The organism is Actibacterium sp. D185-2 (assembly GCF_054954595.1).
Genome location: NZ_JBPWNX010000004.1, coordinates 59,695 through 80,624 on the forward strand (window position 1 = coordinate 59,695; position 20,930 = coordinate 80,624).

Here is a 20,930-nt window from a genome sequence, read left to right on the forward strand (position 1 = left end):
ACGCGATGCTGTCGATCCGCGATCTTGCCGTTTCGTTTCAGACCCGCAAAGGCATTGTCGAGGCCGTGCGCGGTCTCAGCCTGGATGTGGCCAAGGGCGAAATTCTGGGCATTGTCGGCGAAAGCGGGTCGGGCAAATCGGTGACCTCCTATGCATTAATGCGGATTCTGGATGCCGGCGGCCAGATCACTGATGGCGAACTGGTCTATTCCGGCATCGACCTGCGCCGCGCCGCCGAACGCGACATGCGCGACATTCGCGGGCGCGAGATTTCGATGATCTTCCAGAACCCGCGCGCCGCCCTCAACCCGATCCGCAAGGTCGGTCATCAGATCGAGGATGTACTGCGCCAGCATGCCCGCGCCAGTGCGCAAGACGCGCGCGAAAAGGCCATCGCCGCGCTGGAAGCGGTCCGAATCCGCGACGCCGAGGCGCGCTATGACGCCTATCCGTTCGAACTTTCGGGCGGAATGTGCCAGCGCGTGGTGATCGCCATCGCGCTGGCCTGCGATCCGCGCCTTCTGATCGCCGATGAACCCACCACCGGGCTGGACATCACCACCCAAAAGGCGGTGATGGATCTGGTCCGCGACCTGATCCGCGACCGGGGCATGGGCTCGATCCTGATCACCCATGACCTGGGCCTGGCCGCGCAGTATTGCGACCGGATCGTGGTGATGAAGGATGGCCGCATCGTTGAACAGGGCGACCCCGCCGCGCTGTTTGCCGACCCGCGGCACAGCTATACGCGCAAGCTGGTCGATGCGACCCCGCGCCACGGCCAATCGATCCGCAGCCTGCTGCCCGCGCAGATGCGCACGCCGCTTTTGCCGCATCAGGTGTCCGACCGCCCGCTGCTGCAGGTGCGCAACCTGACCAAGACCTTTGCCGGTAAATCCGGCCCGGTCCATGCGGTGCGCGGCGTCTCGTTTCAGGTGCGCGCGGGCGAAAGCGTCGGGCTGGTCGGCGAATCGGGCTGCGGCAAATCCACCACCTCGGAAATGCTGGTGCGACTGACGGATCCGACCAGCGGCGACATCCTGTTCGACGGCGACGACATCGCCGCCACCCCGGCCCGGCGCTTTGCCCGCGATGCGCGGCGCGGCCAGATCCAGATGGTGTTTCAGGATGCCACCGACAGCCTGAACCCGCGCCACAGCGCGCGCCAGTCGATCGCCGATCCGCTGCGCCGGCTGGGCGGGCTGCGCGGCGCGGCGCTGGCCGCACGGATCGAGGAACTGGCCGATCTGGTCGGCCTGCCGCGCCCCCTGTTGGATCGGTTTGCGCATCAGTTGTCGGGCGGCCAGAAGGCACGGGTGGGCATCGCCCGCGCCATCGCGCTCGATCCGAAACTCCTGATCCTGGATGAACCCACCGCCGCGCTGGATGTATCCATTCAGGCCGTGGTGCTGAACCTGCTGGCCGATCTGCGCGCCCGGCTGGGGATCAGCTATCTGTTCGTCAGCCACGATCTGCATGTGGTGCGCCTGCTATGCGACCATGTGATCGTGATGAAGGCCGGCGAGATCGTCGAACAGGGCCCGACCGAGCAGGTCATGTCGGCCCCGGCCCACCCCTATACCTGCGACTTACTATCGGCCGCCCCCAAACCGCCCGCACGGCGCAAATCGGCCTGAGGCAGAAGGACCATACCCATGCTGAGCAACACCCCCTTTACCCTTTCCGCGCTGCGCGCCGCATACGGCGCCGGCGTCACCCCCCGGCAGGTGATGGAGGAGGTCTTTGCCCGAATCGACGCCGTGGCCGACCCGGCGATTTTTATCCACCTGCCGGACCGCGACACGGTGCTGGCCGCCGCCGACGCGCTGGGCGCCTATGATCCGGCCCGGCCGCTGTGGGGGATCCCCTTTGCCATCAAGGACAATATCGACGCCGCCGGAATGCCCACGACCGCCGCCTGCCCCGCCTATGCCTATACCGCCAAGGCCGACGCCTTCGTCGTGGCGCGGCTGATCGCGGCCGGGGCGCTGCTGATCGGCAAGACCAATCTCGACCAGTTCGCCACCGGGCTGGTCGGCATCCGCAGCCCGTATGGCGCGCCGAAAAACGCGGTCGATCCCGATATCGTGCCGGGCGGATCGTCGGGCGGATCGGGCGTGGTGGTGGGCCACGGGATCGTCAGTTTCGCGCTTGGGACCGACACCGCCGGATCGGGCCGGGTGCCCGCCGCGCTGAATAATATCGTCGGGCTGAAGCCCAGCCTGGGCGCGCTGTCGGCCTCGGGCGTGGTGCCGGCATGCCGGACCCTTGATACGATTTCGATCTTCGCGCTGGGGGTCGACGATGCCTATGCCGCCTTCGCGGTGGCCGCCGCCCATGACCCCGCCGACGCCTATTCGAAAGACATCCCCGCCCGCCCGCTGACCGATGTGCCGCCGGGGCTGCGTATCGGCATACCCAGCGCCGATACGATCCGGTTTCTGGGCGATGCGGTGCAGCAGGCCGCGTTCGATGCGGCGGTGGACCAGTTGCGCCAGCAGGGCGCGCAGATCGAAGAGATGGATTTTACCCCGCTCTACGCCATTGCCGACATGCTTTATCAAGGGGCCTGGGTGGCCGAACGCTATACAGTGATCGAGGATTTGCTGAAAACCGATCCGGACGCGGTGCACCCGGTTACCCGCCAGATCATCTGCCATGCCGAAACCCTGTCGGCGGCGGATGCGTTTCGCGGCTTTTACCGGCTGGAAGAGCTGAAGCGCGTCGCGCTGCCGGTACTCGACCGGCTTGATATGTTGTGTGTGCCGACAATCCCCACCTTCTATACGGTCGCGGATCTGGCGGCCGATCCGATCACGCCGAATTCGAATTTCGGGATCTACACCAATTTCGTGAACCTGCTGGATATGTGCGGCATCGCCGTGCCCACCGCACCGCGCAGCGACGGGCGGCCCGGCAGCGTGACCCTGCTGGCCGGCGCGGGCGAGGACGGGCTTGTGGCATCGGTCGCGCGGCTGTTTGAACGGGGCGTGGCGCGCAATCTGGGCGCCACCGGCTGGCCGGTGCCCGCCCCGGCTGCCCTGCCCGCACCGCAAGCAGACGGGTTCCAGATCGCGGTCTGCGGCGCGCATATGTCGGGCCTGCCGCTGAACTGGCAGTTGACCGATCGTGGCGGCCGGTTCCTGCGCAGGGCCGAAACCGCGCCCAGCTATCGGTTTTACGCGCTGGCCGGCGGCCCGCCGCAGCGCCCCGGCCTGGTGCGCCGTGCGCCCGGTACCGGCCACAGCATCGGCATGGAAATATGGGATCTGCCGATGGATCAGGTCGGCGGTTTCCTGGCCGGCATTCCCGCGCCGCTGGGGATCGGTTCGGTCGAGTTGGCGGATGGCGACTGGGTCAAGGGCTTCATCTGCGAAGCGGCCGGGACCGAAGGCGCGCAGGATATTTCCGCGCTGGGGGACTGGCGGGCGTATCTGGCGAATTCCGCCTGACCGCCCGCCCCGGTGATGTCAGGTGTCAGGGCCGCAGATAGGCATAGCCCTGCGCCTGCAACTCCATCAGCCGCACCGCCCCCGAGGGTACGACGGTCGCCTCTTCCAGCAGCGGCACATCGGTCTGGGTCTTCTGCTTCATCGCCTGAACTGTGTTCAGGCAGGCCGAGAAGGTCAGGTTGTCATGGCTGAGCGCCATCGTTTCGATCCGCGCCGCCACGGGCGAGGTATCTTCGCGCAGCATATGCAGGCCGGGGCCGTAGGTGACGATCTCGATCACCACCTCCTGGCCCTTTTCTTCATAATATTTGGCGATATTGGCCGCGTTGTTCAGCGCCATGTTCATGGTCTGGACGTCGTCTGAATCGACATGGATCGCGACCTTCGCCGCCGGTTCGGCCAGCGCCATCTGTGTGCTGAACGTGATCATCGCGCAAAACGCCAGTACCGCGCCAAGGGCGCGTCCGAGCATCGGTTGTTTCATGATTTCCTCCCTGCGAAACACCGTCTGAAAGCCAGGCCAGCCTGACGCGCCCAGGGAAGGCGCGCAATCCTTATCCCATTCAGATATCGCGTTCCCCGGCGCATCCCGGCCGCTTTTCCGCAAAGAACGCGCGCAGCAACGCCGCCGCCGCCTGCGCGCCGATCCCGTCATAGACCTCGGGCACATGATGGCTTTGCGGATGGTCGAACACCCGCGGCCCATGCGCCACGCCACCCGATTTCGGATCTGCCGCGCCGTAATACAGCCGCGCGATCCGGGCCTGGCTGATCGCCGAGGCGCACATCGGGCACGGTTCAAGCGTCACATACAGATCATGCCCCGGCAGGCGTTCCGACCCCGCCGCCGCACAGGCCGCGCGCAGGGCCAGAATTTCCGCATGGGCCGTGGGGTCGTTCAGTTCGCGCGTGCGGTTGCCGGCGCGGGCCACGATACTGCCATCGGGGGCGACGATCACCGCGCCCACCGGCACCTCGCCGCGCGCGGCGGCGGCACGGGCCTCGGCCAGGGCGGCCTGCATATGGCTGGTAAAGGGGCTCATGCGCCGTTCATGCCCCGCCCCCGCGCCCCTGCGCAAGGCGCTTTCGCTTTGCCCCGCTTGCGCGTAAAGGAAGGCCATGAGCACAAACACCCCCCCGGGCGAGCGTATCGCCAAGGTTCTGGCCCGCGCCGGCGTCGCATCGCGCCGCGAGGCCGAACGCATGATTCAGATCGGCCTCGTGACCGTGAACGGCAAGACAATCGACAGCCCCGCGCTGAACGTCACCGCCTCCGACAAGATCACCGTCGAGGGAGTCCCCCTGGCCGCGGCGGAACCGCCGCGCCTGTGGCTGTATCACAAGCCCGCCGGGCTGGTGACGACCGCGCGCGACGAAAAGGGCCGCCAGACCGTGTTCGACGCCCTGCCCGAAGACATGCCGCGGGTGATGTCGGTGGGGCGGCTCGATCTGAACTCCGAGGGTTTGCTGCTGCTGACCAATGACGGCGAGATCAAACGGCGGCTGGAGCTGCCCTCGACCGGCTGGCTGCGCCGGTACCGGGTACGGGTCAAGGGCACGCCCGACGAGCGGATGCTGGCGCCGCTGCGCAAGGGCATCACCATAGATGGCGAGCGGTTCCAGCCGATGGAGGTCTCGCTCGACCGTCAGCAGGGCGCCAATGCCTGGCTGACCATCGGCATCCGCGAAGGCCGCAACCGCGAGATCCGCCGCGCGATGGATTCGGTGGGCCTAGTGGTGAACCGGCTGATCCGCATTTCCTATGGCCCGTTCCGGCTGGGCGAGCTGAAGGAAGGCGCGGTCGAGGAGATCAAGGGCCGGGTGCTGCGCGATCAGCTGGGCCTGGACACCGAGTTCAAACCGGCCGCGACCCCCAAACCGAAGGTGACGCGCCGTCCACGGGGAAAAGCATGATTTTCCGCACCTTGCCGTAGCCGCCGCAGTATGGCTTGCTGCGCGAAACGGATTTCCCAAAGGAGCGCGCGGCGATGGCGGATCTTCTGACACTCGAAAACCTCGGCAACCTGCTGATGCTGTGCTTTTTGCAGGCGGTGCTGGGTTTCGACAACCTGCTGTATATCAGCATCGAAAGCCAGCGCGCGCCGGTCGCGCAGCAAAAGGCCGTCCGATTCTGGGGCATCCTGATTGCCGTGGCGCTGCGCGTGGTCCTGCTTTTCGTGATGATCCGCCTGATCGAGTCGCTGTCGGCACCGTTTTTCGTGATGAACTGGGTCGGGGTGCTGGAAGGCGGGGTCAATTTCTCGACCATCGTTTTCATTCTGGGCGGCATCTTCATCATCTACACGGCGGTCAAGGAGATCAGCCACATGCTGTCGATCGATCATCTGGATCATGATGTCGAAGGCAAGGCGGGCAAGTCCGGCCTTCAGGTCATCGCGCTGATCGTGACGATGAACCTGGTCTTCAGCTTCGATTCGATCCTGTCGGCGCTGGCGATCACCGATGTGTTCCCGGTGCTGGCCACGGCGATCCTGGCCTCGGGCGCGGCGATGGTATTGCTGGCCGACGGGGTGACCGCGTTTATCCAGAAGAACCGGATGTACGAGGTGCTGGGCCTGTTCGTGCTGCTGATCGTCGGCGTGGTGCTGCTGGGCGAGGCCGGGCCGGCCGCCGCCCATGCGATGCATGACGACGCGCTGCAACTGAAAATCCTGGGCTACCCGCTGATTCCGATGTCCAAGACCACCTTCTATTTCGCGGTGCTGGTGCTGTTCGCGGTGGAATTCCTGCAATCGGGCTATTCGCGCAAGCTGGACGCCGAACGCCACGCCCAGCAAAGCCGCAAGGCATAAGGTACTGCGCTTTCACGCGGGTGTCGCATCCCGTATATAGGACGACAACGCTCATGAGGGGGCTATGATGACGGAAACCGGCCTGCAAAAGCTTGCGTTCTTTCTGCTGCTGGCGCTGATCGTCTATGTCGCCGTGACGGGGGGCGCGTGATGGCCCAGCGATTTGGCGGAAAGTTCAGCCCCGAGGGCAGCAAGACCGACAGCACCCGACCGCCGCGCAACCCGTTCCACGGCAAGACGGTCAGCCGGGCGGGCGGGCGGGTCAACTTCCTGTTTTTGGCGCCCTTCCCGCTGTTGCTGCGGGCCTTCACCTCTGATCCGGTGGGGCTGGCCACCGGGCTGGCGGGGTTCGGCCTGCTGATCCTGGCGGCCTGGATGACGCGCGAGGGGCTGAAGGCCGAGGATGCCTATCACGCCCGCAAGATCGCCCGCCGCCCGGCGATCCCGCGCAAGATCTTCGGTTCGGTCCTGACCGGCGCGGGGCTGTTCCTGGCCGGCCTCGCGCCCGAAGGCAGCCTGCTGAACCCGGTCATCTTTGCGGTGCTGGGCACGGTGCTGCACAGCTTTTCCTTCGGTCTGGATCCGATGCGCGACAAGGGCATGGAAGGGATCGACACGTTCCAGCAGGATCGCGTGGCCCGCGCCGTGGACGAGGCCGAAAAGCATCTGGCCGCGATGTCGGACGCGATCATGCGCGCCGGCGACCGCGCGCTGGAGGTCCGGGTCGAACGGTTCGAAACCACCGTGCGCGACATGTTCCGCACCGTGGAAAACGACCCGCGCGACCTGACCGCGGCGCGCAAGTATCTGGTGGTCTATCTGCTGGGCGCCCGCGACGCGACGATCAAGTTCGCCGATCTCTACGCGCGCAGCCGCGATGTTGCGGCCCGGACCGCTTACGAGGCGTTGCTGGACGATCTGGAGCAGAATTTCGCGGCACGGACCAGCGACCTGCTGCTCGACGACAAATCCGACCTGGATGTGGAAATCGAAGTGCTGCGCGAAAGATTGCAGCGTGAAGGCGTGCGCCCGGACCCGGCCATGCGTGACAATGGGGAATGAACTGATGTCTGAACAAATCCGTGAAAAAGCCGCCCAGGCCCTGGCCGAAGTGGAACAGGTAACCGCCGTCATCCTGCCTGAGCCCGTGGGCGAAATCGTCCCGCTGGACGCTGCCCCCGCCCCCGTGGCGGACGGCATCCGCAAGCGTATGGCCGAGATCGACATGGGCAACAGCAGCTCGATCATCGAGTTCGGCTCGTCCGCGCAGGCCGAGTTGCAGGTGATCAGCCAGGCGATGCTGACCGACGTGCGCAACAAGGATGTGGGCCCGGCGGGCGACAGTCTTCAGGATATCGTCACTACGATTCGCGGCTTTTCGGTGACCGAACTGGACGTGCGCCGCGACCGCAGCTGGTGGGAAAAACTGCTGGGCCGCTCGGCCCCCTTCGCCAAGTTCATCTCCCGGTTCGAAACCGTGCAGGGCCAGATCGACAAGATCACCGACAACCTGCTGACCCATGAGCACAAGCTGCTCAAGGACGTCAAATCGCTGGACATGCTCTATGAAAAGACGCTCGATTTCTATGACGAGCTGGCGCTGTATATCGCCGCGGGCGAGGAAAAGCTGAAAGAGCTGGACGGCACCACCATCCCCGCCAAGGAAACCGATGTCGCCATCGCCCCCGAAAACGAGCAGGTGATCAAGGCGCAGGAGTTGCGCGACCTGCGTGCCGCCCGCGACGATCTGGAACGCCGGGTGCATGACCTGAAACTGACCCGTCAGGTCACGATGCAATCGCTGCCCTCGATCCGGCTGGTGCAGGAAAACGACAAATCGCTGGTCACCAAGATCAACTCGACCCTCGTCAACACCGTGCCCCTGTGGGAAACCCAACTGGCCCAGGCGGTGACGATCCAGCGCAGCAAAGAGGCCGCCGAGGCCGTGCGCAGCGCGTCGGACCTGACCAACGAACTGCTGACCGCCAATGCCGAGAACCTGCAACAGGCCAACCGCGTGGTGCGTCAGGAAATGGAGCGCGGCGTGTTCGACATCGAAGCGGTGAAATCGGCCAACGCGACCCTGATCGCCACGATCCAGGAAAGCCTGCAAATCGCCGACGAAGGCAAGGCCAAGCGCGCCGCCGCAGAGCAGGAACTGAAAAAAATGGAGGCAGAGCTGCGCGACACGCTGGCCTCTGCCAAGGCACGGCGCGACGGGGTTGGCGATACCGCCGGCACCGCCGTGCCCCACGCCTGATCGCGGGAGGCCGCCATAGCGCGCAAGACCCCTTTCGTGTTCGCGGTTCTGGCTGCCTTCGGGTTGGCTTCCTGCGAAATGCCGCCGCCGGTGGAACCCGTCGCGGTTCCCCCGGCGCGGCCCGAGTATGCGCAGCCCGAGCAATCCGCCGAAAGCAAGGCGGTCGCGGCCTATTATGCGCGGGTGCAGGCCGATCTGCTGTCGCGCGGGCTGATGCGCACCGATGGCGGCGGGCCCGATGTACCGGTCTCGCAGCGGCAACTGGTCGAGAATTTCGTCCAGATCGCGCTTTATGACGAATATGACACCCGCGGCGGGTTGATCGTCGCCCGCCAGACCGAAAGCAGGCTGCGCCGCTGGGACAATCCGGTGCGCATGAACGTGATCTTCGGCAAAACCGTGCCCGAGGCACAGCGCCGCCAGGATCGCGCCGACATCGCCGCCTATGTCCGCCGGCTGTCGCGGGTCAGCGGCCTGCCGATCAGCATGACCTCGTCGTCGCAGAACGCCAATTTCCACGTCCTCATGCTGAACGAGGACGAGCGGCGCGCCATCGGCCCGCGCCTGCAACAGCTGGTGCCGGGGATCGGCCCGTCCCTGGTGCGGTCGGTCACCGCGATGCCGCGCTCGACCTTCTGCACGGTCTTCGCCTTCTCGCGCGACACCGCCTCGACCTATTCGCGGGCGGTGGCGGTGATCCGGGCCGAACAGCCTGACGCGCTGCGCCTGTCGTGCATCCACGAAGAACTGGCCCAGGGCATGGGCCTGGCCAATGACAGCCCCGCCGCGCGGCCCTCGATCTTCAACGATGACGAGGAATTCGCGCTGCTGACCGGCCATGACGAGATGCTGCTGCAAATGCTGTACGACCCGCGCCTGCAGCCCGGCATGACCCCTGACGAGGCCCGCCCGATCGTCCGGGTCCTGGCCGCCGAACTGATGGGAGGCGATGTCTAATGGGAACCCCGAGAACTAGAAAAGTGTCTCCATCACATTGGCGAGTTCTGATTGGGGACGGAAAATTCGCACTGGGTATTACTGTCGGATTTCTCTCATTCTGCCTACTTTATGTTGGGTTCTCATTCTTCGACCAGTCCCCCACCCGGCAAGAAGTTGTCGAACTGTTGCCTACCGTTTTAACTTTGCTCGTGGCGACCGTTTCGGTCTTCATCGCATACTATGCACTAACGGAGCAGCGTAAATCCAGACAAGCAGGTACTGATCCTGTAATACTTGTTCACCTAGGGAAACGTGAAGACGCGCGTATCCTCTCAACGTTGGAAATAACCAATGTAGGGGCAGGGGCGGCACGAGACGTAATGGTAACTCTGAAATCCGACATATCAGAATTTGTCCCGCAGCGTATTATTACGGACTTTGCTAAATTAAAGTATCCGATTCGCACGATCCCTCAGGATTTTTCGGTTTCATATAATTTTGGGCTTGGCCACGAGCTACTCGCCAACCCTCCAATTCCAAAGATTGAATTCTCTGTTGAATACTTCGATATCGACGGCGTGAAGTATGAAAGCATACAATTCGTAGACGTGCGGGAACTGACGGCGCAAAGGGCGGATGAAGGCCTGATGTCGCGCCTAGTCCAAGCTAGTGAAAAACTTGCCAAAGCTGCCGAAGATGCACAATCTGACCATAAGCCATTTCGGTGCATCACCCAAACTAAGTCAGAGTATCAGCGCGAACGGGCCGAGTGGATTTCGGCTGTGCGCGCAAGCGAGGAAAAATAATGGGTATTTTCGATTTCCTTTCCGGTGAATTCATCGACGTCATCCACTGGGTCGATGACAGCCGCGACACGATGGTCTGGCGGTTCGAACGCGAAGGGCATGAAATCAAATACGGCGCCAAGCTGACGGTGCGCGAAGGCCAGGCCGCGGTGTTCGTCCACGAAGGCCAACTGGCCGATGTGTTCACCCCCGGCCTTTACATGCTGGAAACCAACAACATGCCGGTGCTGACCACGCTGCAGCACTGGGATCACGGGTTCAAATCGCCCTTCAAGTCCGAGATCTATTTCGTCAACACGACCCGGTTCAACAATCTGAAATGGGGTACCAAGAACCCGATCATGCTGCGCGACCCGGAATTCGGCCCGACCCGCATCCGCGCCTTCGGCACCTATTCGGTGCGGGTGACCGATCCCGCACGGTTCCTGACCGAAATCGTCGGCACCGACGGTGAATTCACCATGGACGAGATCAGCTTTCAGATCCGCAACATCATCGTGCAGGAATTTTCCCGCGTGATCGCCGCGTCGGGCATTCCGGTGCTGGACATGGCCGCCAACACCGCCGATCTGGGCAAGCTGGTGGCCGCCGAAATCAGCGGCACGCTGGATGGCTACGGGCTGTCGATGCCCGAGCTTTACATCGAAAACATCTCGCTTCCCCCGGCGGTCGAAGAGGCGCTGGACAAACGCACCTCGATGGGGCTGGCGGGCGATCTGGGCAGGTTCACCCAATATTCGGCGGCCGAGGCGATGACCGCCGCCGCGCGCAACCCGTCAGGTGGCGGCGGCATGGGCGCCGGGCTGGGCGCCGGTCTGGGCATGGCGATGGCCGGGCAGATGGCACAGCAGGGCCCCTGGGGCGCCGTGCCCGCGGCCCGTGCCGCGCAACCCGCGCCGCCGCCCCCGCCGGTCGAGCATGTCTGGCACATCGCCGAAAACGGCGCCACCAAGGGGCCGTTCTCGCGCGCCGATCTGGGGCGCATGGCGGCCGAGGGCGGCCTGAGCCGCAAGTCCTATGTCTGGACCGCCGGTCAGGACGGCTGGAAAGAGGCCGAGGACGTGGCCGAACTGGCACAGCTATTCACCATCCTGCCGCCGCCCCCGCCGCCGGGCGTGTAACCCGCCGCCCCTTCTTCTTGGCCCAAATACTCCCGCCGGAGGCATGACCCCTTGGATGCGCCGCCCCCCGCCCCCGAAGAGCACCGCTTTCCCTGCGACCAGTGCGGCGCGGATTTGCGCTTTGCCCCCGACAGCAGCCAGTTGATCTGCGATCACTGCGGCAACACGCAGCCGATCGCCGAAGCCGCCGCGCATCTGCCCGCGATCCGCGAGCTGGATTTCCGCGCCGCGCTCGAGGCACAACTGCCCGAGGCCGAGATCGAGGAAACCCGCGTCCTGTCATGCCCCAATTGCGGCGCGCAGGTCGAATTCGACGGCGACATCCACGCCGCCGAATGCCCGTTCTGCGCCACGCCCGTGGTCACCGACACCGGCACCCACCGCCATATCAAACCCCGCGCGCTGCTGCCCTTCGCACTGGACGAGGCCACCGCCCGCCGCGCGATGACGGACTGGCTGGGCCGGTTGTGGTTTGCCCCCGGGGGCTTGCAGGACTACGCCCGCAAGGGCCGCAGGATGCAGGGCATCTATGTGCCCTACTGGACGTTCGACGCCGACACCCGCACCGCCTATCGCGGCGAACACGGCACGGTCTATTACGAAACCCGCACAGTGATGCGCAACGGCAAGCGTGAAACCGTGCGGGTGCAAAAGGTGCGCTGGCGGCCCAAATCGGGCCGGGTGGCGCGGTTTTTCGACGATGTGCTGGTGCTGGCCTCGCGCAGCCTGCCCAAACGCTTTACCGACGCGCTGGAACCCTGGGATCTGGCCGCGCTGGAACCCTATAGCCCCGAATACCTGGCCGGGTTCCGGGCCGAGGGATATACGGTCGAACTGACCGACGGCTTTTCCGAGGCCCGCGCCCATATGGACCGGGTGATCGAGCGGGACGTGAAATTCGACATCGGCGGCGACCGGCAACGCATCCACGCGCTGGACACCGCGATTTCCGATATCACCTTCAAGCATATCCTGCTGCCGGTCTGGCTGGCCGCCTATAAATACCGCGGCAAATCCTATCGCTTCGTGGTCAATGGCCGCACCGGACGGGTACAGGGCGAACGGCCCTGGTCGGCCTGGAAAATCGCCCTGGCCGTGGTGGCGGGGGCGATCGTGGCCGGGATCGTGGGCTATTTCATCGCCCAGAACCAGCAATAGGGCGCAAGATCAGCCCGTCGTGATCGGGATTCGGCTGCCGCCGCCCCCGGTGCGCGGCGCTTTTTTCGGCACCGTCACCGCCAGCACCCCGTCCTTCAGATCGGCGCTGATCCCGCCCGCATCCGCATCGGGTGGCAGGCGGAAGCTGCGCGAGAAGCTGCCATACTGACGTTCGCTGAAAAACCAGGTCTCGCCCGCCTCTTCGCGTGCGCTGCGCTTTTCGCCCTTCACGGTGACCACCCCATCCTCAAGCGACAGGTGGATATCTTCCTCTGCCACCCCCGGCAATTCGACGGTGATGCGGTAGGCATCCTCGGCCGCCGACGCGTCGGCGGCAGGCGCAAGCCATTCGGCCAGCCGTGTGCCCACGCTGCGCAAAGGATCGTAAAGCGATGGCCAGAAGCCGCTGGTGTGGGATTTCTCAACCATGTGGGATCTCCTTTTCCGAAAACTGTGGCGATGGGCGAAACCTTGCTGCCCACAGGCGGATGTGTCGTTGACCTGCGTCAAGCGGCGGGTGCCGCGATTGCACGACGCGCCCGCGCGCGCTATGGCTGGGGCATGATCTGGACGGATACGCGCCGATGATACTGTGCTGTGGCGAAGCGCTGATCGACATGCTGCCGCGCCGCACCCCGGCGGATGAGCCGGCTTTCGCGCCCTATCCCGGCGGCGCGGTGTTCAACACCGCGATCGCCCTGGGACGGCTGGGCGCGCCGGTCGGGCTGTTCTCGGGGCTGTCATCGGACATGTTCGGCGACCGGCTGCGCGCGGCATTGGCCGAGGCCGGGGTGGATGCCAGCCTGACGGTCACCGCCGACCGGCCCACCACGCTGGCCTTCGTACAGCTGGAGGACGGCCATGCGCGATATGCCTTCTATGATGAAAACACTGCCGGGCGGATGCTGACCGAGGCCGACCTGCCCCCCCTGCCCGACGCGGTCGAGGCGTTGTTTTTCGGGGGTATTTCGCTGGTGGCCGATCCCTGCGGCGCGGCCTATGAGGCGCTGATGGCGCGCGAATCCGCGTCCCGTGTCACCATGATAGACCCCAATATCCGCCCCGCCTTCATCACCGACGAGGCCCGCTATCGCGCCCGGCTGGACCGGCTGATTGCGCTGGCCGATATCGTGAAACTGTCGGACGAGGATCTGCGCTGGCTGGAAGGCGAGGGCGAGATCGGGCAGCTGGCGCATGGCGTGCTTGCGAAGGGACCCAAGCTGGTATTCATCACCGAAGGCGCGCGCGGCGCCAGCGCCTTTGGCGCGGGCGAAGGCGTGTTCCTGCCGTCACAACAGGTTCAGGTCGTTGATACGGTGGGCGCGGGCGACACCTTCAACGCAGGCGTTCTGGCCGCGCTTCAGGCTGCGGGAAAGCTGAACAAATCCGCGCTGGCCGGGATCGGCGCCGGGACGATGCAGGCCGCGCTGGCGCTGGGGACCCGCGCCGCCGCCATCACCGTCTCGCGCGCCGGGGCCAACCCGCCCTGGGCCGCAGAACTGGCATGAGGGCGCTGGTCCAGCGCGTCACCGAAGCCGCGGTGCGGGTGGATGGCGCGGTGATCGGCCAGATCGGCCCCGGCCTGCTGATTCTGGTCTGCGCCATGACCGGCGACACCGAAGCGCAAGCCGCGAAACTGGCCGCCCGGATCGCCAAGCTGCGGATTTTCAGCGATGCGGCCGGCAAGATGAACCTGTCGCTGCGCGACACCGGCGGCGCGGCCCTTGTGGTCAGCCAGTTCACGCTGGCCGCCGACACGTCACGCGGCAACCGGCCCGGCTTTTCCGCCGCCGCCCCGCCCGAAGCGGGCCGTGCGTTGTATGAATTCTTTGCCGCCCGGATGCAGCAGCACGAAGGCATCCCGACCCGGACCGGGCAGTTCGGCGCGGATATGGCGGTCTCGCTGATCAACGACGGGCCGGTGACGTTATGGCTGGATGGGTAGGCGCACATTTTTTGTGCAAACGCCCTGCCACCACCAAATAAAATCACCACCGATTTCGCCGCGTTGCTGCCAGTTGTTGCAGCCGGTTCACAATATCTTAACGTGGAGCACATGGAAGAGAACGCACAGTTTTTCGACGAGCTTCAAAACCCGGACGGGACCCCGCGCGCCCCCTATGCGGATTTCCACGGCTGGTTCGCGAACGAAGACCTCAAGCGTCTGCAAAAGAAGTCGGCCGAGGCCGAGACGTTCTTTCGCCGCACCGGCATCACCTTCAACGTCTATGGCCAGGCCGAAGCCGATGAGCGGCTGATCCCGTTCGACATCGTGCCACGCATTATATCAGAGCGCGAATGGGCCAAGCTGACCAAGGGTATCGAACAGCGGGTACGGGCGATCAACGCCTTCCTCTATGACATCTACCACCGGCAGGAAATTTTGCGCGCGGGCCGCATCCCCGAACAGCTGATCGCGCAGAACGAGGCGTTTTTGCCGCAGATGATCGGCGTCGCCCCGCCGGGCAATGTCTATACCCATATCGTCGGCGTCGACCTGGTGCGCACCGGCGAGGATGACTTTTTCGTGCTCGAAGACAATGCGCGCACCCCGTCGGGCGTGTCCTACATGCTGGAAAACCGCGAGACGATGCTCCAGATGTTCCCCGAGCTGTTCAGCAAGATCAAGGTGCAGGAGGTGTCGGACTATCCCAGCCGCCTGCGCCGGTCGCTGGTCGCCAGCGCCCCGCCCCGCGCCAATGGCGCGCCGGTTGTGGCGGTACTGACGCCGGGCATCCACAATTCGGCGTATTTCGAGCATTCCTTCCTGGCCGACCACATGGGGGTCGAACTGGTCGAAGGGCACGATTTGCGGGTGGTGGACGGGCGGGTCGCGATGCGCACCACGCGCGGATATACCCCGATCGACGTGATCTATCGCCGGGTCGACGACGAGTTTCTGGATCCGCTGACCTTCGACCCCGACAGCCTGCTGGGCGTGCCGGGGATCATGGATGTGTACCGCTCGGGCGGGATCACCATCGCCAACGCGCCGGGCACCGGCATTGCCGACGACAAGGCGATCTACAGCTACATGCCCGACATCGTGGAATTCTATACCGGCGAAAAGGCGATCCTGAAAAACGTGCCAACCTGGCGCTGTTCGGAACCCGACGCGCTGGCCTATGTGCTGGACAACCTCGACGAGGTGGTCGTGAAAGAGGTGCATGGTTCGGGCGGGTACGGTATGCTGGTAGGGCCTGCCGCGTCGAAAAAAGAGCTGGCCGCGTTCCGCGCCAAGCTGATGGCGAAGCCGGGCAACTATATCGCGCAGCCCACGCTGGCGCTGTCGACGGTACCGATCCTGACCAAATCGGGGCTGGCGCCGCGCCATGTGGATCTGCGGCCCTATGTTCTGGTGTCGCCCGACCGGATCGACATCACCCCCGGCGGACTGACGCGGGTGGCGCTGAAGAAAGGCTCGCTGGTGGTGAATTCCAGCCAGGGCGGCGGCACGAAAGACACCTGGGTTCTGGGGGAGTGACCTGAAATGCTGGGCAAGACCGCGGGCGGACTCTTTTGGATGTTCCGTTATCTAGAGCGCTCGGAAAACACCGCGCGGCTGATCGAAGCAGGCTTTCGCATCGCCCTGACCCGGCCGGATTCGGCCAAGGACGAATGGGCCTCGGTGGTGGAAACCGCCGGGGTGCGCGAGGCCTATCTGGAGCGGCACGAAGAATTCGACGGCGCGGCGGTGATCGATTTCCTGCTGCGCGACAAGACCAACGGGTCCTCGGTTCTGTCGGCGGTCGAACATGCCCGCAATAACGCGCGCATGGTCCGCACCGCCCTGACCCGCGAGGTCTGGGAAGCGGTCAACGAAAGCTGGATGAACCTGAAAGAGGCGCTGCGCCGCCCGGTGCGCGAGCCAGACCTGCCCGGCATCCTGGGCATGATCCGGCAGCAAAGCGCACTGGTGCGCGGCGCGCTGCACGGCACCATGCTGCGCAACGACATTTTCGATTTCTCGCGGATCGGCACGTTTCTGGAACGCGCCGACAACACCGCGCGCATTCTGGACGTGAAATATTACGTACTGCTGCCTTCGGTCAGTCAGATCGGATCGTCGCTGGACAATGTGCAGTGGGAAACGATCCTGCGTTCCGTCGCGGGGCAGCGCGCCTATCGCTGGCTCAACGGGCCCGATGCCTCGCCCCGCGGGATCGCCGAATTCCTGATCCTCGACGGGCGTATGCCGCGCTCGCTGGCCTTTTGCCTGTCCAAACTCACCGGCAATCTGAGCTATCTGGAACAGCAATATGGCAACGAGTATAAATGCCTTGAATTGGCCGAGACTCTGCAGGCCTGTCTGACCCGGACCTCGATCGACACCGTGTTCGACACCGGCCTGCACGAGTTCCTGACTGGGTTCCTGCGTGACAACGCCGCCCTGGGCGCTCAGGTTGAACGAGATTTCCGATTCTACGGATAGAGAGATGCGCCTGAAAATCACGCACTGCACCACCTATCGCTACGAGCGCCCGGTTTCCTACGGGCTGCAGGAGCTGCGGCTGACCCCCAAAGGCCGCCCGGCCCAGCATGTGCTGAACTGGAAAATCGCCGTCGACGGTGGCCGCAAAGAGCTGGAATTCGACGACCAGCACATGAACCATGTCACCCTGATCAGCTTTTCCGGCGAAGGCCACGAGATCACGATCACCTGCGTCGGCGAGGTCGAGACCTTCGACACCAACGGCGTGACCGGCAAACATGCGGGCTTTGCCCCGCTGTGGTATTTCGAGCGCGCCACCGACCTGACCCGCGCCGGCAACCTGACCCGCAAGCTGACCAAGGGCCTGCTGAGCGAGGTGGACGACCCCGTGACCCGGCTGCACATGCTGTCGGACCGGGTGCTGGAGGCCGTGGCCTATACGACCGGCCACACCAATGCCCAAAGCAGCGCCGAGGACGCCCTGACCGCAGGCCACGGCGTGTGCCAGGACCACGCGCATGTGTTCATCGCCGCGGCGCGCGCCATGGGGGTTCCGGCGCGCTATGTGTCGGGGTATCTGCTGATGGACGACCGGATCGATCAGGATGCCAGCCACGCCTGGGCCGAGGCCCATCTGGACGGGATCGGCTGGATCGGTTTCGATGTGTCGAACGGGATCTGCCCGGATGAACGCTATATTCGTGTGGCCACCGGGCTTGACTATCAGGAAGCCGCACCGATATCGGGTCTTCGGATCGGGGACCACGGGACAGAGACGCTGTCGGTGGCAATTCAGGTCCAACAGCAATAGGCGGCCCCCGCCCTCAGGAGCGATTGATGACATATTGCGTGGGCCTGCGGCTCCATTCCGGTCTGGTGTTCATGTCCGACACCCGCACCAACGCGGGGATGGACAACATTTCCACCTTCCGCAAGATGCAGTGCTGGTCGGTCCCCGGCCGGGCGGTGATCACCGTGATGACGGCGGGCAATCTGGCCACCACCCAATCGGTCATCAGCCTGCTGGACGAACGCACCAAGGCCCCGGGCGAGCGTAACCCGTCAATCCTGGAACAGCCTTCGATGTTTCAGGTGGCCCGTCTGGTCGGCGACACCCTGCGCGAGGTGATCGCCGAACATGCCGAGGCTGGCCAGCGCGCCGATTCCGCCTTCAATGCCACGATGATCGTCGGCGGCCAGATCGGTGTGGGCGAGCCGCGCCTGTTCCTGATCTATCCCGAGGGCAATTTCATCGAAGCGTCCGAGGACACGCCGTTCTTTCAGATCGGCGAAACCAAATACGGCCGCCCGATCCTGGTGCGCGCCTATGACCCCGACATGAGCTTCGCCGACGCGGTGAAGCTGCTGATGGTGTCGTTCGACAGCACGATAAAGGCCAATCTGTCGGTCGGGCTGCCGCTGGATTTTCAGATTTACAAGACCAACAGCCTGCAACCGGGCGAGATTCACCGGGTCGAAAAGCGCGACGCCTATTTCAGGACGATTTCGGAAGGCTGGGGCGATGCGCTGAAAATGGCCTTCGACAGCCTGCCGCCCTACGAGATCGGCTCGTCCTGATCGGCGCAGTCACCGACCCCGCCGCCAGTCTGTAATTCCGCGGCCAGTTGCATCGCGAATTTCTCTGCCGCCACCGGCAGCACCCGGCCCGCGCGCTTGCACAGCACCACCCGCGCCGGGGCAAACCGGGGCAGCGGCAGCACACAGGCGTCATGCGCCGTCAGCCAGCTGCGGCTGATGACCGGCGCCAGGCAAAGCTGCGCGCTGGGGCGGATCCTGTCACCACCGGGCCAGGGCGGCAGCAACTGCGCGCTTTCCACCACCGGCGACAGCGGGCTGCGCAGCCGCTTGAAGGTCAGGTCGAAATGGGCGCGCAGCCCGGCCTGACCGGGCGGCAGGATCAGGTCCATATCGATCAGATCGGCGTGGGACAGCGCGCGCCGCCCCTGCGCCGCCGCGCGGGCCACCACCGCGAAGACCGGCATTTCCTCGAAGGTCAGGGTTTCGACCCCATCGTGATATTGCGGCTGCGCGATCAGCGCCAGATCGGCATCATCCCCCAGCAGCAGCTCGGAAAATTCCCCCGGCGCCACCGGGGTCAGGGTAAAGCTGACCCGCGGATGATCGGCCCGGAAGTTGCGCACCGCGTCGGGCAACAGGCCCCGTTCCAGCGGTCGACTCACGGCGACACGGACATGACCGACCCGCACACCGGACAGATCGGACACAGTTTCGCCAGCGCGGTCTATTTCAGCAAGATGCCTATTAAACTGACTAAAGTATATCTCTCCGGCCGTGGACAGCCGCACCCCGCCGGCCAGACGTTCGAAGAACGGCACGCCAAGCTCCTCTTCCATCGCAAGGATCTGCCGGTTCAACGCAGAGGCGGAAATCGCAAGTTTTTCAGAGGCTTTCCTGATCGATCCTTCGCGCACGACCTCGCGCAGGGCACGATATAAATTCAGGTGTCGCATATGTATCTTTCCCCCGGCGTTGCGCTTTTTGCAGCAGCATAGAGCAAAACTTGCAGAAGACAGGACAGGTTTTTCTTAACAGATTTACACGCCGACGGGGATTCGTGCCCCGCGCCGTTAAACAGGGACAATTGAAACATGATGAAAATGCTTTTGACCGCCACCGCTTTGTCGGCCACCCTTGCCGGGGCTGCACAGGCCGAGATCAAGGTGGGTGTGCTGCACTCGCTGTCCGGCACGATGGCGATCTCCGAGACCACATTGAAAGACACCGTTTTGATGCTGATTGACCAGCAGAACGCCAAAGGCGGTATCAATGGCGAGATGCTGGTACCCGTGGTCGTCGACCCCGCCTCTGACTGGCCGTTGTTTGCGGAAAAAGCGCGCGAACTGATCTCGGATCAGGGCGTTGACGTGATCTTCGGCTGCTGGACCTCGGTTTCGCGCAAATCCGTTCTGCCGGTCATCGAGGAACTGAACGGCCTGCTGTTCTACCCGGTGCAGTATGAGGGCGAGGAAAGCTCGAAAAACGTATTCTACACCGGTGCCGCCCCCAATCAGCAGGCCATCCCGGCGACCGACTATTTCCTGGAAGAGCTGGGCGTAGAGAAGTTCGCGCTGCTGGGCACCGACTATGTCTACCCCCGCACCACCAACAAAATCCTTGAGCAATATCTCAAGGACAAGGGCATCCCGGCCGAAGACATCTTCGTCAACTACACCCCCTTCGGTCATTCCGACTGGTCCAAGATCGTGGCCGACGTTGTCGCGCTGGGTGCCGACGGCAAGAAGGTCGGCGTGATTTCGACCATCAACGGCGACGCCAATATCGGTTTCTACAAGGAACTGGCCGCTGCCGGCATTTCGGCCGACGACATCCCGGTCGTGGCCTTCTCGGTCGGTGAAGAGGAACTGTCGGGCCTCGACACCACCAACCTGGTCGGTCACCTGGCCGCCTGGAACTACTTCCAGTCCGCCGAATCCGAAGCCAATGACGAATTCGTCGCCGCCTGGAAAGCGACCATGGGCGAAGATCGCGTGACCAACGACCCGATGGAGGCCACCTATATCGGCTTCAACATGTGGGCAAACGCGGTCGAGGCCGCCGGCACCACCGATGTGGACGCCGTCCGCAGCGCGATGTACGGTCAGGAATTCCCGAACCTGACCGGCGGCACCGCCGTGATGCTGCCGAACCATCACCTGTCCAAGCCGGTTCTGATCGGTGAAATCCAGGCCGATGGCCAATTCGACATCATCAGCCAGACCGCAGAAGTGCCGGGCGATGCCTGGACCGATTTCCTGCCGGAATCGGCGGTGCTGGAATCGGATTGGAAAGACCTCGACTGCGGTATGTACAACACCGAGACCAAGACCTGCGTGCAGATCAAATCCAACTACTAAGCCGCATTTCGGCTTGGCAATTTCAGTCTAGTAGGAGGGGGCGCCGTGGTGCC

21 protein-coding genes are annotated in these 20,930 nt (G+C 64.3%); 17 read left to right on the plus strand and 4 right to left on the minus strand.

Going from position 1 to position 20,930, the window contains the following annotated elements:
- Positions 1–5 precede the first annotated feature (5 nt).
- Positions 6–1,637, plus strand: a complete 1,632-nt coding sequence (locus ACSR1C_RS08930; protein ID WP_460259293.1) for a dipeptide ABC transporter ATP-binding protein — start codon at positions 6–8, stop codon at positions 1,635–1,637.
- 18 nt (positions 1,638–1,655) lie between these two features.
- Positions 1,656–3,452: an allophanate hydrolase gene (gene atzF / locus ACSR1C_RS08935; RefSeq protein ID WP_460259223.1), complete on the plus strand. Its 1,797-nt coding sequence runs from the start codon at positions 1,656–1,658 to the stop codon at positions 3,450–3,452.
- A 25-nt stretch (positions 3,453–3,477) separates the two neighbouring features.
- Here atzF and ACSR1C_RS08940 read toward each other — a convergent pair whose 3' ends face one another.
- Together ACSR1C_RS08940 and ACSR1C_RS08945 are read right to left on the minus strand one after the other, a co-directional pair.
- Complete coding sequence (locus tag ACSR1C_RS08940; RefSeq protein ID WP_460259222.1) at positions 3,478–3,936, minus strand: DsrE family protein; 459 nt, start codon at positions 3,934–3,936, stop codon at positions 3,478–3,480.
- Positions 3,937–4,015: 79 nt separating this feature from the next.
- The gene (locus ACSR1C_RS08945; protein ID WP_460259221.1) at positions 4,016–4,495 is read right to left on the minus strand and encodes a nucleoside deaminase; all 480 of its coding nucleotides are present in this window, start codon (positions 4,493–4,495) and stop codon (positions 4,016–4,018) included.
- Between the two features lie 76 nt (positions 4,496–4,571).
- Between ACSR1C_RS08945 and ACSR1C_RS08950 the strand changes: the two genes are divergently transcribed.
- From ACSR1C_RS08950 to ACSR1C_RS08985, 8 genes are all read left to right on the plus strand, one after another.
- Entirely contained in the window at positions 4,572–5,366 is a 795-nt protein-coding gene (locus ACSR1C_RS08950) for a pseudouridine synthase (RefSeq protein WP_460259220.1), read from the plus strand.
- 74 nt (positions 5,367–5,440) lie between these two features.
- Entirely contained in the window at positions 5,441–6,265 is an 825-nt protein-coding gene (locus ACSR1C_RS08955) for a TerC family protein (RefSeq protein ID WP_460259219.1), read from the plus strand.
- 150 nt (positions 6,266–6,415) lie between these two features.
- Positions 6,416–7,327: a 5-bromo-4-chloroindolyl phosphate hydrolysis family protein gene (locus ACSR1C_RS08960; RefSeq protein WP_460259218.1), complete on the plus strand. Its 912-nt coding sequence runs from the start codon at positions 6,416–6,418 to the stop codon at positions 7,325–7,327.
- Positions 7,328–7,331: 4 nt separating this feature from the next.
- Positions 7,332–8,525 (plus strand): toxic anion resistance protein, encoded by a 1,194-nt coding sequence (locus tag ACSR1C_RS08965; RefSeq protein ID WP_460259217.1) that lies wholly within the window; start codon positions 7,332–7,334, stop codon positions 8,523–8,525.
- A 36-nt stretch (positions 8,526–8,561) separates the two neighbouring features.
- The gene (locus tag ACSR1C_RS08970) at positions 8,562–9,482 is read left to right on the plus strand and encodes a DUF2927 domain-containing protein (protein ID WP_460259216.1); all 921 of its coding nucleotides are present in this window, start codon (positions 8,562–8,564) and stop codon (positions 9,480–9,482) included.
- Entirely contained in the window at positions 9,482–10,270 is a 789-nt protein-coding gene (locus tag ACSR1C_RS08975; protein WP_460259215.1) for a hypothetical protein, read from the plus strand. Before ACSR1C_RS08970 ends, ACSR1C_RS08975 begins: the two co-directional genes overlap by 1 nt.
- Positions 10,270–11,391: an SPFH domain-containing protein gene (locus ACSR1C_RS08980; protein WP_460259214.1), complete on the plus strand. Its 1,122-nt coding sequence runs from the start codon at positions 10,270–10,272 to the stop codon at positions 11,389–11,391. The genes ACSR1C_RS08975 and ACSR1C_RS08980 overlap by 1 nt, the downstream gene beginning before the upstream one ends.
- 51 nt (positions 11,392–11,442) lie before the next feature.
- The gene (locus ACSR1C_RS08985) at positions 11,443–12,549 is read left to right on the plus strand and encodes a primosomal protein N' (replication factor Y) - superfamily II helicase (RefSeq protein ID WP_460259213.1); all 1,107 of its coding nucleotides are present in this window, start codon (positions 11,443–11,445) and stop codon (positions 12,547–12,549) included.
- A gap of 9 nt (positions 12,550–12,558) precedes the next feature.
- Here ACSR1C_RS08985 and ACSR1C_RS08990 read toward each other — a convergent pair whose 3' ends face one another.
- On the minus strand, positions 12,559–12,978 hold the full coding sequence (locus ACSR1C_RS08990) for an Hsp20/alpha crystallin family protein (protein ID WP_460259212.1): 420 nt from the start codon (positions 12,976–12,978) through the stop codon (positions 12,559–12,561).
- A gap of 155 nt (positions 12,979–13,133) precedes the next feature.
- On the opposite strand from ACSR1C_RS08990, the gene ACSR1C_RS08995 reads away from it, so the two are divergent.
- The 6 genes from ACSR1C_RS08995 (at position 13,134) to ACSR1C_RS09020 (ending at position 18,559) form a co-directional block, all read left to right on the plus strand.
- Positions 13,134–14,057, plus strand: coding sequence for a carbohydrate kinase family protein (locus ACSR1C_RS08995; protein ID WP_460259211.1), 924 nt, complete (start codon positions 13,134–13,136; stop codon positions 14,055–14,057).
- Positions 14,054–14,494 (plus strand): D-aminoacyl-tRNA deacylase, encoded by a 441-nt coding sequence (gene dtd / locus ACSR1C_RS09000; protein WP_460259210.1) that lies wholly within the window; start codon positions 14,054–14,056, stop codon positions 14,492–14,494. The genes ACSR1C_RS08995 and dtd overlap by 4 nt, the downstream gene beginning before the upstream one ends.
- A 111-nt stretch (positions 14,495–14,605) precedes the next feature.
- Positions 14,606–16,033 carry a circularly permuted type 2 ATP-grasp protein gene (locus ACSR1C_RS09005; protein ID WP_460259209.1) on the plus strand — a complete coding sequence of 476 codons (1,428 nt, stop codon included), beginning with the start codon at positions 14,606–14,608 and terminating at the stop codon, positions 16,031–16,033.
- Between the two features lie 6 nt (positions 16,034–16,039).
- Positions 16,040–16,981, plus strand: coding sequence for an alpha-E domain-containing protein (locus ACSR1C_RS09010; RefSeq protein WP_460259208.1), 942 nt, complete (start codon positions 16,040–16,042; stop codon positions 16,979–16,981).
- A gap of 4 nt (positions 16,982–16,985) precedes the next feature.
- Positions 16,986–17,792, plus strand: coding sequence for a transglutaminase family protein (locus ACSR1C_RS09015; protein ID WP_460259207.1), 807 nt, complete (start codon positions 16,986–16,988; stop codon positions 17,790–17,792).
- Between the two features lie 26 nt (positions 17,793–17,818).
- On the plus strand, positions 17,819–18,559 hold the full coding sequence (locus ACSR1C_RS09020) for a peptidase (RefSeq protein ID WP_460259206.1): 741 nt from the start codon (positions 17,819–17,821) through the stop codon (positions 18,557–18,559).
- On the opposite strand, the gene ACSR1C_RS09025 is transcribed toward ACSR1C_RS09020, so the two are convergent.
- The gene (locus tag ACSR1C_RS09025) at positions 18,538–19,473 is read right to left on the minus strand and encodes a LysR family transcriptional regulator (RefSeq protein ID WP_460259205.1); all 936 of its coding nucleotides are present in this window, start codon (positions 19,471–19,473) and stop codon (positions 18,538–18,540) included. The two genes, ACSR1C_RS09020 and ACSR1C_RS09025, sit on opposite strands and share 22 nt — an antisense overlap.
- Positions 19,474–19,611: 138 nt before the next feature.
- Between ACSR1C_RS09025 and urtA the strand changes: the two genes are divergently transcribed.
- Positions 19,612–20,877, plus strand: a complete 1,266-nt coding sequence (gene urtA / locus ACSR1C_RS09030; RefSeq protein ID WP_460259204.1) for an urea ABC transporter substrate-binding protein — start codon at positions 19,612–19,614, stop codon at positions 20,875–20,877.
- The last annotated feature ends 53 nt before the right edge of the window (positions 20,878–20,930 follow it).

Excerpts from the sequence above, each read along its gene's own strand:
- ACSR1C_RS08930 (WP_460259293.1), top strand. The coding sequence starts at position 6 with ATGCTGTCGATCCGCGATCTTGCCGTTTCGTTTCAGACCCGCAAAGGC.
- atzF (WP_460259223.1), top strand. The coding sequence starts at position 1,656 with ATGCTGAGCAACACCCCCTTTACCCTTTCCGCGCTGCGCGCCGCATAC.
- ACSR1C_RS08940 (WP_460259222.1), bottom strand. The coding sequence starts at position 3,936 with ATGAAACAACCGATGCTCGGACGCGCCCTTGGCGCGGTACTGGCGTTT.
- ACSR1C_RS08945 (WP_460259221.1), bottom strand. The coding sequence starts at position 4,495 with ATGAGCCCCTTTACCAGCCATATGCAGGCCGCCCTGGCCGAGGCCCGT.
- ACSR1C_RS08950 (WP_460259220.1), top strand. The coding sequence starts at position 4,572 with ATGAGCACAAACACCCCCCCGGGCGAGCGTATCGCCAAGGTTCTGGCC.
- ACSR1C_RS08955 (WP_460259219.1), top strand. The coding sequence starts at position 5,441 with ATGGCGGATCTTCTGACACTCGAAAACCTCGGCAACCTGCTGATGCTG.
- ACSR1C_RS08960 (WP_460259218.1), top strand. The coding sequence starts at position 6,416 with ATGGCCCAGCGATTTGGCGGAAAGTTCAGCCCCGAGGGCAGCAAGACC.
- ACSR1C_RS08965 (WP_460259217.1), top strand. The coding sequence starts at position 7,332 with ATGTCTGAACAAATCCGTGAAAAAGCCGCCCAGGCCCTGGCCGAAGTG.
- ACSR1C_RS08975 (WP_460259215.1), top strand. The coding sequence starts at position 9,482 with ATGGGAACCCCGAGAACTAGAAAAGTGTCTCCATCACATTGGCGAGTT.
- ACSR1C_RS08980 (WP_460259214.1), top strand. The coding sequence starts at position 10,270 with ATGGGTATTTTCGATTTCCTTTCCGGTGAATTCATCGACGTCATCCAC.
- ACSR1C_RS08990 (WP_460259212.1), bottom strand. The coding sequence starts at position 12,978 with ATGGTTGAGAAATCCCACACCAGCGGCTTCTGGCCATCGCTTTACGAT.
- ACSR1C_RS08995 (WP_460259211.1), top strand. The coding sequence starts at position 13,134 with ATGATACTGTGCTGTGGCGAAGCGCTGATCGACATGCTGCCGCGCCGC.
- dtd (WP_460259210.1), top strand. The coding sequence starts at position 14,054 with ATGAGGGCGCTGGTCCAGCGCGTCACCGAAGCCGCGGTGCGGGTGGAT.
- ACSR1C_RS09005 (WP_460259209.1), top strand. The coding sequence starts at position 14,606 with ATGGAAGAGAACGCACAGTTTTTCGACGAGCTTCAAAACCCGGACGGG.
- ACSR1C_RS09010 (WP_460259208.1), top strand. The coding sequence starts at position 16,040 with ATGCTGGGCAAGACCGCGGGCGGACTCTTTTGGATGTTCCGTTATCTA.
- ACSR1C_RS09015 (WP_460259207.1), top strand. The coding sequence starts at position 16,986 with ATGCGCCTGAAAATCACGCACTGCACCACCTATCGCTACGAGCGCCCG.
- ACSR1C_RS09020 (WP_460259206.1), top strand. The coding sequence starts at position 17,819 with ATGACATATTGCGTGGGCCTGCGGCTCCATTCCGGTCTGGTGTTCATG.
- ACSR1C_RS09025 (WP_460259205.1), bottom strand. The coding sequence starts at position 19,473 with ATGCGACACCTGAATTTATATCGTGCCCTGCGCGAGGTCGTGCGCGAA.
- urtA (WP_460259204.1), top strand. The coding sequence starts at position 19,612 with ATGATGAAAATGCTTTTGACCGCCACCGCTTTGTCGGCCACCCTTGCC.